Origin of the sequence: Curtobacterium sp. MCBD17_028, assembly GCF_003234875.1 — a bacterium.
Lineage (GTDB): Bacteria > Actinomycetota > Actinomycetes > Actinomycetales > Microbacteriaceae > Curtobacterium.
The window spans coordinates 181975-194240 of record NZ_QKTQ01000001.1 but is presented as its reverse complement, the minus strand read 5'-3'; the positions used below and the strand labels follow the sequence as shown (position 1 = coordinate 194240).

General features: G+C 72.7%; 11 protein-coding genes. 5 read left to right on the top strand and 6 right to left on the bottom strand.

Annotated features, from left to right (window positions below; genetic code table 11):
- Window positions 1-61: 61 nt before the first annotated feature.
- Window positions 62-1270 carry a Gfo/Idh/MocA family protein gene (locus DEI86_RS00920; protein WP_258376428.1) on the bottom strand — a complete coding sequence of 403 codons (1209 nt, stop codon included), beginning with the start codon at window positions 1268-1270 and terminating at the stop codon, window positions 62-64.
- A gap of 190 nt (window positions 1271-1460) precedes the next feature.
- On the opposite strand from DEI86_RS00920, the gene DEI86_RS00915 reads away from it, so the two are divergent.
- From DEI86_RS00915 to DEI86_RS00895, 5 genes are all read left to right on the top strand, one after another.
- On the top strand, window positions 1461-2471 hold the full coding sequence (locus tag DEI86_RS00915; protein WP_111048577.1) for a LacI family DNA-binding transcriptional regulator: 1011 nt from the start codon (window positions 1461-1463) through the stop codon (window positions 2469-2471).
- A gap of 40 nt (window positions 2472-2511) precedes the next feature.
- Window positions 2512-3036, top strand: a complete 525-nt coding sequence (locus tag DEI86_RS00910; RefSeq protein ID WP_111048576.1) for an AAA family ATPase — start codon at window positions 2512-2514, stop codon at window positions 3034-3036.
- A 56-nt stretch (window positions 3037-3092) separates the two neighbouring features.
- A complete protein-coding gene (locus DEI86_RS00905) occupies window positions 3093-4403 on the top strand; it encodes a cytochrome P450 (protein ID WP_111048575.1) in 1311 nt (436 codons plus the stop codon).
- 167 nt (window positions 4404-4570) lie between these two features.
- On the top strand, window positions 4571-4909 hold the full coding sequence (locus DEI86_RS00900; protein ID WP_146244841.1) for a hypothetical protein: 339 nt from the start codon (window positions 4571-4573) through the stop codon (window positions 4907-4909).
- A gap of 59 nt (window positions 4910-4968) precedes the next feature.
- Window positions 4969-5676, top strand: coding sequence for an alpha/beta hydrolase (locus DEI86_RS00895; protein ID WP_111048574.1), 708 nt, complete (start codon window positions 4969-4971; stop codon window positions 5674-5676).
- A gap of 47 nt (window positions 5677-5723) precedes the next feature.
- On the opposite strand, the gene DEI86_RS00890 is transcribed toward DEI86_RS00895, so the two are convergent.
- From DEI86_RS00890 to DEI86_RS00870, 5 genes are all read right to left on the bottom strand, one after another.
- Window positions 5724-6929, bottom strand: a complete 1206-nt coding sequence (locus DEI86_RS00890; protein ID WP_111048573.1) for an MFS transporter — start codon at window positions 6927-6929, stop codon at window positions 5724-5726.
- 109 nt (window positions 6930-7038) lie between these two features.
- A complete protein-coding gene (locus DEI86_RS00885; RefSeq protein WP_181439666.1) occupies window positions 7039-8226 on the bottom strand; it encodes a GDSL-type esterase/lipase family protein in 1188 nt (395 codons plus the stop codon).
- Between the two features lie 128 nt (window positions 8227-8354).
- Window positions 8355-10331, bottom strand: a complete 1977-nt coding sequence (locus DEI86_RS00880; protein WP_111048571.1) for a beta-galactosidase — start codon at window positions 10329-10331, stop codon at window positions 8355-8357.
- Window positions 10332-10333: 2 nt separating this feature from the next.
- On the bottom strand, window positions 10334-11269 hold the full coding sequence (locus DEI86_RS00875; protein WP_111008747.1) for a carbohydrate ABC transporter permease: 936 nt from the start codon (window positions 11267-11269) through the stop codon (window positions 10334-10336).
- Complete coding sequence (locus DEI86_RS00870) at window positions 11266-12249, bottom strand: carbohydrate ABC transporter permease (RefSeq protein ID WP_111048570.1); 984 nt, start codon at window positions 12247-12249, stop codon at window positions 11266-11268. The genes DEI86_RS00875 and DEI86_RS00870 overlap by 4 nt, the downstream gene beginning before the upstream one ends.
- Window positions 12250-12266: the final 17 nt, after the last annotated feature.

Sequence of the window (12266 nt, the reverse complement as noted above, 5' to 3'; positions counted from 1 at the left end):
CCCGGCGCTCGTCGCCGGGCGGGTCGTGCTGTGTCGGTCTGGGCCGGTCGGGAGGGACGGGTCAGGTGAGGACGTCGGCCGCGGAGTCCGCGGGGACGTCGGCCCAGCTGCCGTCGGCGTCGGCACTGCGTGCGACGGCGTCGAGGACGCGCTGAACGTGGAGGCCGTCCGCGAAGGACGGCTCGGGACGGGTGCCGTCGGCGATGGCGGCGACGAGGTCGACGACCTGATGGGTGAACGCGTGCTCCCACCCGAGGACGTGCCCCGCCGGCCACCACATGTCGACCCAGGGGTGGCCGGGGTCGGTGACGAGGACCTGACGGAAGCCCTGTTCGGTCTCCGGCAGGGTGGCGTCGTGGAAGGCGAGCTCGTTGAGCCGCTCGAGGTCGAACGCCACCGCACCGGTCGTGCCGCTGATCTCGATGCGGAGCGCGTTCTTCCGACCACTCGCGACGCGCGAGGCGCCGAACTGGCCGATCGAGCCGTCGGACAGCCGCGCCGTGATGAGGGCGAGGTCGTCCACGGTCACCGGGCGCCGCGGGGCGTCGGCGGCGGAGCGGCCTCCGAGACCGACGGCCTCCGTCATCACCGGTCGTTCGGTCGTGAAGGTGTGCAGGAGACCGGACACCCGCTCCACCGCCGCTCCGGTCACGTACTCGACGGCGTCGATCGCGTGGGCTCCGATGTCGCCGAGGGCGCCGCTGCCGGCCTGCTCCTGGTCGAGGCGCCAGGTCATCGGTCCGTCGGGGTCGGCGAGCCAGTCCTGGTCGTAGGTGGCGCGCACCTGGCGGACGTCCCCGATCCTCCCGGCCCGGACGAGGTCGTGGGCCAACCGGAGCGCGGGGACGCGACGGTAGCTGAAGCCGACCATCGCGACGACCCCGTGGTCCGCGGCCGTGGCGGCGGCCGCGGCCATGCGCTCCGCCTCCGCGACGCTGTTGGCCAGGGGCTTCTCGCACAGCACGTGCTTGCCCGCCTCGAGCGCGGCGACCGCGATCTCGGCGTGGGAGGACCCCGGCGTGCAGATGTCGACGAGGTCGATGTCGTCGCGGGCGATGACGTCGCGCCAGTCGGTGGCGCTCGACTCCCACCCGAGGCGGTCCGCGGCGGCCGCGGCACGGGCGGCGTCGCGGCCGACGACGACGGATCGACGCACCGAACGCGGCAGGTCCGCGACCACCGGCGCCGTGCGCCATGCCTGGGAATGGGCGGCGCCCATGAACCCGTGTCCGATCATCGCGACCCGGATCGTGCCGTCGACACTGCTCATCTCGTAACTCCTTCGTCACTCAACGGCGGTCACGCTATTGCACGTCCGGAGCGAGCACAAGAGAATCGTCGAAACAATTCGACGATGACACGCGCGCGTTCCAGGGCATCGCGTGGGGCTCGTCCGCGCTATCGTCGAATGGGTTCGACCGCGTCGCGGTCCGGGTCCGGGCGGAGAGAGAGGGCCCACCGTGCCAGTGCAGCGCATCGCCGACGTCGCCCGGCACGCGGGCGTGTCGACGAGCACCGTGTCGTACGTGCTCAGCGGGAACCGACCGATCTCCGCGGAGACCCGGCGGCGGGTCGAGGCGAGCATCGACGCACTCGGGTTCATCCCACACGCCGGCGCGCGGTCGATCCGACGGCGGCGCACCAACGTGGTCGCGCTCGCGCTCCCGCTCCGCCCGGAGTCGCAGGTGCGTGTGCAGATGGAGTTCGTCCTGAGCATCCTCAGCGCCGCCCGGCAGGAGGGCAAGCACGTGCTGCTCCTCAGCACCGAGGACGGGGTCCAGGCGATCCGCGAGGTGACCGCGGGCTCGCTCGTCGACGGCGTGATCCTCATGGAGGTCGAGACGGAGGACGCCCGCGTCGCCCTGCTCGAGCAGCTCGGGTTCCCGACCGTCGTGCTCGGCACCCCGGGGCCGCCGGTCACCCTGCCGTCGATCGACTTCGACTTCGCCGCTGCCGGGGCGCTCGAGGCGACGAACCTCATGGACCAGGGCCACCGCCACATCGGCTACGTCGGACACGCGGTCGAGACCTTCGACCGCGGCCTCGGGTTCGCGGTCACCGCGCGGGACGCCATGCTGCGGACCGTGCGCGACGCGGGCGGCACCGCCACGTGGGTGTCGACCGGGGGCTCCCGGGCGGACGTCGCGGAGTCGCTCGAACGGCTCTTCGCGCTCGACCCGGACATCACCGGGCTCGTCGTCCACAACGAGACGGCGCTCCCGACCGTGCTCGACCGGCTCCGCGAGCTCGGGCGCCACGTGCCGCGGGACGTCTCCGTGACCGCTCTCGCGCCCGACGCCGATGCCGAGCACTGCGTGCCGCCCGTGTCGAACGTGGACCTGCCGTCGGGCGAGATGGCCCGGACGTCCTTCGCGATGTTGCTCGAGATCCTCGACGGGGGGACACCGGAGGCGTCGCGCATCCCGCCGACCCTGCAGCACCGGGGATCGGTGACGACGCCCCGTCGGTAGTGCTCGGCCGCAGCGTGTCGGAACGCCGTAGCGTGGGAGCATGCCGGACCTCCTGGTCGTCACCGGTCCACTCGCGGTCGGGAAGGACACGACCGCCGACGCCCTCGCTCGCCTGCTCCGCGCCCGGGGGCGGACCGTCGTGGTCGTCGACGTCGACGACGTGGCCGCGATGGTCGCCGGGGGAGCGGCCGACTCTGGACTCTGGGCCGCGGCGCACGAGGCCCACGGTGCCCTCGTCGCCTCCTGGATGCGCTCGGCGGTCGACGTCGTGATCGCCGTCGGCCCCGTGTTCTCGGCCGAGGAACGGGACGCCCTCACCCGACCGTTGCCACCAGGGGTCACGCCGACCTGGGTGGTCCTCGACGCGCCGGTGGAGGTCACGTTCGGTCGTGCCGCCGCCGATGCCACCCGAGGACGGTCCCGCGTGGCCGCGTTCCACCACGAGGCCCACCGGCGCTTCCGGGGACTCCTGCCGTCGATCCCCGCGGACGTGCTGATCGACACCTCCGTGCGGCGACCAGACGACATCGCGGTCACGGTCCTCGCGCTGCTCGATCAACGCTGAACAGCTCCGGCGTCGCCCCTGGGAGCCGAGCAGACCCGGCCCGGCACGATGGACCGATGGCATCCACCACGGCGTCGCGCAACGTCCTCCGTGACGACACGATCGGCCTCCTGACCCGCGGCTACGGCTTCGGCGCGCACATCTGGCGGCGCGCGGACGCCGGGGCACGATCCGTCCCCATGCGCCTGCTCGGGAACCGGGCACTGCTCGTCCGCGGGGCGGAGGGCGTCGCGGCGTTCTACGACGAACGCCTGGTCCGTCGCCACGGAGCGATGCCCGCCGTCGTCCGGCTGACCCTGTTCGGCCCGGGATCCGTGCACGGTCTCGACGGCGACGACCACCGGCACCGCAAGGCGACCTTCGTCGACGTCGCGTACGAGGACGCCCAGGTCGAGCGGCTCTCGCCCCTGTTCGAGCGGGAGTGGCGGGCAGAACTCGCGGCGTGGATCGCCGGTGGTGAGCGGTCGGCGTACCGGGCCGCGGTCGGCGCGTACGGACGGGCGAGCATGCGGTGGGCGGGCCTCCCGGGCACGGACGAGGCGAGGACCCGGTGGGCCGCACGGCTCGCGCAGATCGTCGACGGCTTCGGCGTGCCGTACTCGCCCGAGTACCTGCTCGCGGTCCGGAACCGGCTGTGGTCGGACCGACACGCGCGGCGCCTCGTCGAGGCCGTCCGGAGCGGCCGACTCGACCCGGCTGCCGGCACGGCCCTGTACGAGTGGGCGTGGCACCGCGACCGCCAGGGCGCGCTGCTCTCGTCGCGCACCGCCGGCGTGGAGCTGCAGAACAGCTTCCGTCCGATGATCGCGGTCGCGCGGTTCGCCGCATTCGCCGCGGCGGCGCTGCACGACCGCCCGGACTGGCGGACGCGGATCGCCGACGAGACCGCGGCGCGCGGCTCGCTGGTCGGCGGTCCGCTCGCGACCGCGTTCGCGCAGGAGATCCGTCGGACGGCGCCGTTCGTGCCGATGCTCCCGGCGCGCGCCGTGCAGGACGTCGAGATCGACGGCGCGCGGGTGCCGGCGGGCGGTCGACTGGTGCTCGACATCCTCGGCACGGACACCGACGACCGCTCGTGGGAGCGGCCCGACGTGTTCGACCCGGAGCGGTTCGTCGGCGTCGACGACTACGAAGCGCTCCCCGCGTTCGTCCCGCACGGTGGCGCATCGGTGACCGGTGGCCATCGCTGCCCCGGGGAGAAGCTCGCCATCGCCGGGCTCGCGGCGGCCGTCGCGGCGCTGAGCGATCCCCGCGTGACGGTCCTCGCCACCGGACTCGACGTCGACCGCCGTCGCATGCCGACGAAGCCCCGGTCGGGCGTCCGGGTGCGGCCGAGCGGGACCGGTGCGCGCTGTCCCTTCCACTGATCCGGGCGGTGACCGTCCCGTGCACCGTTCCCAGTCGGTTCCCCGTATCCTGACGGTGGAAGCAATGGCGATTCCGGTAGAAGAGCCTGGTCGCCGTGGCGCGTCCCCGCGGTCAGGCGTGGCATCGAACCCCTGAGCGCATCGTGACCCACCATCGCATCGAATTCGTGACCCGTGACCGCACGGGCATCACCGCCGTCGTGACGTCGACCGGCGTCGTGGACGCCGACGCGGTCATCCGCAACATCCAGGCGGGACACTCCGGCTACTACGTCGAAGCGACCGATTGGCGGCGCGCACCGGTCCGGACCCTCTCGGTCCTCGGTGGGGCGTACCTGTTCGCGAACTGGGACGGCAGCAAGCGCAACAACCTCCACGACATCGCAGCGCGTGCACCCGTACGCGCCGTGGAGCCGGCGAAGCCCACCGAGTCGCGGTTCATGGTCGCGCTCGGCGCCGCGGTGTCGGTGCTCCTCGGACGACGCCGGACGGCGTACCGCCGCTGACGCCGGATCCGCCGTACGGTCGACGTGCGCAGGTCGCGCACGGCAAGGAGGGACCCCCGATGGAACTCGTCTTCGTCCACGGCGCGCTCGTGCGCGACGGCTCGTGGTGGTGGGGCCCCACGGCGGAGCTGCTCCGCGAGCGCACCGGCGTCCGCAGCACGGCGGTCGCCCTGCCCTCGTGCGGTGAGACCGCGCCTGACGACGTGGCGGGGGGACTCGTCGCCGACGCCGCCGCGCTCCGCGGCGTGCTCGACGGCCTCGACGCGGCGATCGTCGTCGGCCACTCCTACGGTGGGACCGTCATCGCCGAGGCCGGGAGCCACCCCGCCGTCGCCCACCTGGTGCTCGTGTCGTCGTACCTGCCGGACGTCGGCCAGACGCAGGGCGGCGTCATGAGCGGCGAACCGGACCCCGTCACGATCGGCGACGGCGGTGACGGGACCGTCCACCTGTCCGGCTACGACGCGGCGTCGTTCGGCGCCCGGTTCCTCCAGGACGCCGACGAGACGGTGCAACGCCAGGCGTGGGAGCGGCGGACGGCCCAGGCGGCCGCGGCCTTCGTCACACCGACGAGCACCGCCGGGTGGCAGGGCGTCGAGTCGACCTACCTCGTCTGCCAGGAGGACCGGAGCACGACCGTCGCGTTGCAGCGGTCCCACGCCGCTCGCGCCACCCGCGCCGTGGATCTCCCGACCGGTCACCACCCGTTCCTGACCCGGCCCGACCTCGTCGTCGAGCAGCTGGAGGCCGTGCTGCACCGCGACTGATCCGCGTCCGGTGGCGCGCAGGGAGGACCTGCGGCCACGGCGAGCACCTACCCCGGCTGACGCCGTGGCGGCAGCACGGTGGCGACGGCGATGACCACCAACACGGCCGGCGCCGAGATCGCGACGACGCGGAATCCGTCCCCGCCGGCCTGACCGACGACGCCGCCCACGAACGACCCCAGTGCCATCGCGCCGGCGACGCACGCGCTCACCCAGGCCACCGCCTCGGTGAACACCGCGCCGTGGACCTCCTGGTGGAGCACCCGGTTGGTGGAGATCGTGAACGGTGTGATCGTCGCGCCCGCGAACAGTCCGAGGGGGAACAGCCAGCCGAGCCCGGGGGACAGTGCGAGCGCGCTCCAGAACACCGCGACGGCCGCGGAAGCCGCGAGCAGCAGGCGGAAGGGCGGGACCCGCGACGGCACGGCGCTCATGAGGACACCACCGGTCACGCTGCCGATCGAGTACGCGGTGAGCACGAGACCGGCGATCTGCGGGAGGCCCGCTTCCGTCGCCCACGCGACGACCGTGACGTCGTTGACCCCGAAGGTCAGACCCAGTGCCACGCTCGAGACCAACAACGCCATCACGCGTCGGGAGCGCCACGGGACGAACGCGCGGCGTGTCACGCTGACGCCCCCGGTCGGTCCGCGCCCGACCCCGCGCCGGAGCCACAGGCACCCCGCGGCGCCGAACACGCCCGACGCCATCAGCCCTGCGGCCGGGTCCACCGCCGCCGAGACGAGGGCCGCGAGGGCCGGCCCGAAGACCCAGACGAGCTCGTCCGCGATCGCCTCGAGCGAGAACGCCAGGTGGATCCCGCTGCCGGCACCGACCATCGCCGTCCATCGCGCGCGGGTGAACGCCCCGGCCGGCACGATCGTCGCGCCGACGAGGAGCACCGCCACGGTGAGGACCACCAGGGACTGGCGCGTGGTGCCGGCGGCGACGAGGAGCACGACCGCGACCGGGTGCCCCACGGCGGCGACCAGGAGTGCTCCGCGCTGCCCACGACGGTCGGCGACGCGGCCGAACACCGGCCCGGTGAGTGCGCTGGCAGCGATCGCCACCCCCGAGGCGAACCCGGCGTCGGCGAACGACCCGGTCACCGAGCGGACGAAGAACAGGACGCTGAAGCCGACGACGGCGAGCGGGATCCGCGCGACGAGTCCGGCGGCCGCGAGGTGCCGGCGATCCGTCGGCGCGAGGAGCGCGGACCAGCCCCGCAGCCCGGTCGTCGTCGACGCGTTCACGGTTCCCCTCGCTGTGCTCGGCACGCACGGCGTCGTGCGGACGCTCCTGAGCGTAGGGCACGCCGACGACCCGCCGCTCAGGCTCCGGCGTCGGCGAGCACGGCAACCGTCACCGTGCTCCGTCACGGAGCGCGCGGAGCACGGCACGGCTGATCGTCCGTTGACCCCGGTCGTCCGGGTGCAGGTCGTCGGTCGGCGAGATGCCGGGGCGCGACGCGAGGTCGCCGGGGAACGCGTCCGCGATGCTGACGTACGCCGAGCCGGTCGCCGCCGCGACCCGCTTCGCGACGTCCCGGTAGGCGGACCACGGCTCCCGCAGCTGCGCCTGCATGGACGGACCGGGCGCGAACTCGCCGATCACCAGGACGGACGGCTTGGACGGCAACCGCCGCAGCGCCCGAACGAAGCGTTCGTAGTCCGGCAGCAACTGGTCCGCGGTCAGGCTCTTGGCGTCGTTGCCGCCCAGGGTGATCGTGACGAGGTCGGGAGCAGCACGCCGCATCGCCCCGAGGAACCCGGCCTCGTCCTTCGTGAACAGGCCGACGGTCGCGCCGGAGTGCGTCGCGTCGAGCAGGGTGACGCCCCGGTCGCGATCGCCGTCGTAGACGGTGAAGCCCTCGAGGTCGACCGTCCCGAGCGCCGAGACGGTCACGGTGTGCTTCCCGGCGGTCAGCCCGTCCACCTTCGCCATCGTGCCGGTGCTCGCGGCGCCGTCGGTGTCGACCTGCACGGGGGACGAGGAGTCCACCCGGTAGGTGAAGGACCCGGATCCGGGGTAGCGGGTCCACCAGATGTCGACGCCGGTCCCGGTGAACGTGTACGTGCGCGACGATCCGGGGAGCATCCGCACCGCGCGGTACCCGAGGTCGGGAACGCTGTCGTCGAAGCTGGTCGACCCCGTGGTGGCGCTGGCCCAGTCGCCCCACGTCGAGTCCGGGCCGTACACGGCGAACTCGGCGGGCAGGTATCCCGCTCCTCCGGCCGCACCCTCCGTCGGGTGCGCCTCGCGCAGGGCGGCGAGGGTCAGGTCGAGCCACCGGTCGGAGCGGGTGGAGGCGCCCTGCCCCTCGCTCAGGGAGTCCCCGACCGCCACCCACCGGGCCGGCGCGTGCACCCGGTCCTCGACGGCGGCGTTCCACGTCGCCAACGGGTCGCGCGCGACGGCGGACGGAGTCGTGGGCTCGCCTCCGGATGCCCGGGTGGTCGCGGCGGTGCATCCCGTGAGCGTCAGCAGGATCGCGAGCACCAGGGCGGCGACGGGCGCGCCGGGCCGTCGCTCGGGCACAGGACCGGTCATGGGGTCATTGAATGCGGACCCGGGGTGATCGGTCAAGGAGCGTGTCGCGGGACCGGCAGGCGGTGAGCGGTCGTCCAGCGGGCGGAGGTGGTGGCGCCGACCGGACGGCCGGCACCACCACGCGCGCATCAGGCCGAGGCGGAGGCGACCGGCTCCGGTCGGCCGGGCACCGCCTCCCGGCCGACCACGGCGGCACCGTGCGGCTCGAGGTGGGTGCCGTGGACGTCGACCGACCGGTCGCCGTGGTTGAGCAGGAACAGGTGGGCGCCCCGCGCGACGGCCTCGACGCCCGCGGGCAGGTCGGCCACGACCGGCGCGACGCCCGTGTCCGCGAGCACCGCGTCGAGCACGGCCCGCAGGTCGTCCGGAGCGGTCGCGACGTACCAGGCCGTGCCGTCGCCGTGCGCGTTCCGCGTGATCGCCGGGAGGCCGTCGAGCGCCCCGCCGACGAACGTCGCCTCGATCTCAGCACCCGTCGGCCGGACGACCTCACCCCACTCGCGGGCGGTGCCCGCCCCGAGACCGGCGATCTGGAGGGCCGGCACCGGGCCGCCGGTCGCCCACGGCTCGGCGGGTGGCACGAACTCCTCGATCCACAGGCCGAGGACGTCGCGGAGCGCACCGAGGTACCCGCCGAGGTGGACGTGGAGGTCCTGGTCGAGGATGCCGGACTGGTAGCCCACGACGAGCGTCCCACCGCCCTCGACGAACGCTGACAGGGTCCGCTGCGCCGCGTCGGGCAGCACGTGCAGCGCCGGGGCGATGACGACCCGGTAGGCGTCGAGGTCGCCGTCGGGTCGCACGAAGTCGACGAGCACGCCGCGATCCCAGAGCGAGCGGTACCACCGCGCGATGATCGGCAGGTACCGGAGCGACGCCGGCGTGGCCTCCTGCTCGAGCGCCCACCAGCTGTCCCAGTCGAGCACGATCGCGACGTCGGCGTCGAGGCGCGTGCCGACCACGTCGGCCAGGTCGGCGAGGTCGGCTCCGAGCTCGACGGTCTCGCGGAACACCCGCGTGTCCTCGCCGCCGTGGGGGACCATCGCCGAGTGGAACTTCTCGGCGCCCGCGCGCGACTGCCGCCACTGGAACTGCATGACGCCGTCCGCGCCACGGGCGACGGCCTGGAGCGACAGGGTGCGGTGCCAGCCGGGCGGGATCGCCGCGTTGCGCGTCCGCCAGTTCACCGCGCTCGTCGCCTGTTCCATGAGGATCCACGGGGCGCCGCCGCCGAGCGAGCGCATGAGGTCCCGGGTCATCGCCGCGGTCGCGGGCGCGGCGGGGTCCGCGGGGTCGACGTAGTGGTCGTCCGAGACGAAGTCGACCTCGCGAGCCCAGGCCCAGTAGTCCGAGGGCTTGTAGAACCCCATGAAGTTCGTCGTGATCGGGACGCCGGGCGTGACCTCGCGGAGGATCGCCGCCTCGGCCCGGTACACGCCGAGCCAGGCGTCGGACGAGAACCGGTCCCAGTCGAGCAGCTGCGTGGGATTGCGGAAGGTCGGAGCCGCGCGCGGCGGCATCACCTCGTCCCACGCGCCGTAGGCCTGCGACCAGAACGCGGTGCCCCACGCCTCGTTGAGCGCCGGGACGGAGCCGTAGCGTGCCGTCAACCAGGTGCGGAAGGCGGCAGCCGACGCGTCCGAGTAGTCGGCCGGCACGTGGCAGGCGAGCTCGTTGTTGACGTGCCACGCCTCGAGTGCCGGGTGGTCCCGGTACCGCTCGGCCAGCGCGCGCACGAGCCGGTCGGCGTACCGGCGGTAGACGGCGGAGCTGGGGGAGTACTGCTGGCGGCTCCCCACCGACAGTCGGACACCGTCCTCGGTGACCGGTAGGACCTCGGGGTACGCCAGCGTCAGCCACGGGGGCGGGGAGGCCGTCGCGGTGGCCAGGTCGACGCGGATGCCCCCGGCGTGCAGTCGGTCGAGCACGTCGTCGAGCCAGTCGAACGTGAACCGCCCGTCGGACGGTTCGAGCTTCGCCCACGAGAACACGCCGACGGTCGCGACGGTGACGCCCGCACGCTGCATGAGCCGCACGTCGTCGTCCCAGACCTCGCTCGGCCACTGTTCCGGGTTGTAGTCCCCGCCGTACCAGACCCTGTCCATCGTCATCCCTTCACACCGCCGGTCGAGAGGCCGGACTGCCAGTACCGCTGCAGGAACAGGAACGCGATCACGAGCGGGATGATCGAGACGAACGCCCCGGTGATCACCGTCGAGAACAGCACCTGCGCGCCGCCACCGCCGGAGGCGGTCGCCTGCCACTGCGCGAGACCCACCGTCACCGGGAACAGCTTCGGCGTGCTGAGCATGATGAGCGGCAGGAAGTAGTTGTTCCACGTCGCGACGAGCTGGAACAGCAGGACCGTCACGATGCCCGGGCCCATGAGGCGGGTCGCGATCGTGAACAGGATGCGGAACTCGCCGGCGCCGTCGATCCGCGCGGCCTCGAGCAGGCTCTCGTCGACCGCGTCCGCGGCATACACCCGCATCAGGTAGACGCCGAACGGGCTGACGAGCGAGGGCAGGATGACCGCCCACGGGGTGTCGGTGAGGTTCGCGGCGGCGAAGAGCAGGTAGGTCGGGATCGCCAGGGCGGTGAGCGGGACCATGATCGAGCCGAGGATGATCGAGAACACCGCCGTCGAGCCGCGGAACCGGTACTTCGCCAGGGCGTAGCCGGCCATCGTGGCCAGGGCGGCGGCACCGACCGAGCTGACCACCGCGTAGACGACCGTGTTGATCAGCCACCGCGTGAAGACGCCGTCCTGGAACTGGAACAGCTGCACGATGTTGTGGAAGAACTGGAACGAGTGCCCGAGTCCCAGCCCGAAGGTGGTGAACAGGTCGCTGTTGTCCTTGGTGGTCGACACCAGGAGCCACAGCAGCGGCACGAGGAAGTAGACGAGCGTGATCCACACGATCACGGTCAGGACGGTGCTCCGACGCTTGTCGCGCTCGACGGCCCGTCGGCCGGCGGACCGCCGCACGCGTGTGCCGTCCGAGACCACCTGGGCCTCGGTGGCGAGTGGGGTGGCGGTCATCCGAGCCGCTCCTTCCGGTTGATGCTCGTCTGCACGACGAACGAGACGATCATGATGATGATCCCGAGCAGGAACGCGATCGCCGCCGCGTAGTTGATCTCCTGGTTGCGGAACGCGATGTTGTAGGCGTACAGGTTCGGCGTGAAGTCCGTGCCGATCGCGTTCGGGGCGATGTTGAACAGCAGGTTCGGCTCGTTGAACAGCTGGAACGAGCCGATGATCGAGAAGATCACGGTGAGCAGCAGGGCCTGCCGGATGGCGGGCAGCTTGATGCTCCACGCCACCCGCCACTGGCCGGCGCCGTCGATCTCGGCCGCCTCGTAGATCTCGTTCGGCACGGAGCGCAGGGCCGCGTACAGGACGATCATGTTGTAGCCGATGAACTCCCAGCACACGATGTTCATCGTCGAGCCGAGCACGTTGTGCGCGCTGAGCAGGCTCGGTGCGGTGAGGTGCAGGGCGTGGAACAACTGCGTGATGAGCCCGAAGTCGTTGCCGTACAGGTAGCCCCACATCAGGGTCGCGACGACGCTCGGCACGGCGTACGGCACGAAGATGAGCAGGCGGACGATCTTGCCGCCACGAATCCGGCCGCTGTCGAGTGCGAGCGCGAAGAAGATCGAGGCCGCGAGCATGATCGGGACCTGCACGAACAGGAACAGGGCCACGCGGCCGAGGCCGCCCCAGAAGCTCGGGTCCTGCAGGGCGCGGACGTAGTTCGTCAGGCCACTGAAGACCTCGCCGCCGACCAGCTGCGACGTGAACAGGCTGAGGTACGCCGAGTACACGAGCGGGACGATGAAGAACGCCGCGAACACGACGAGGAACGGGATCACGAGGATCCAGGCCGCGCGGGTCTGCGCGGAACGGATGTTGGTGGGGCCGCGGCCGGGAGCCGCGGTGCGCGCTCCCGTCCGGACCCGGGCCGGACGGGCGGCGCCGGTGGTCGCCGCGTCGCTGCGGCTGGGGATGGCGGTCATGTTGCTCCGATGAGAAG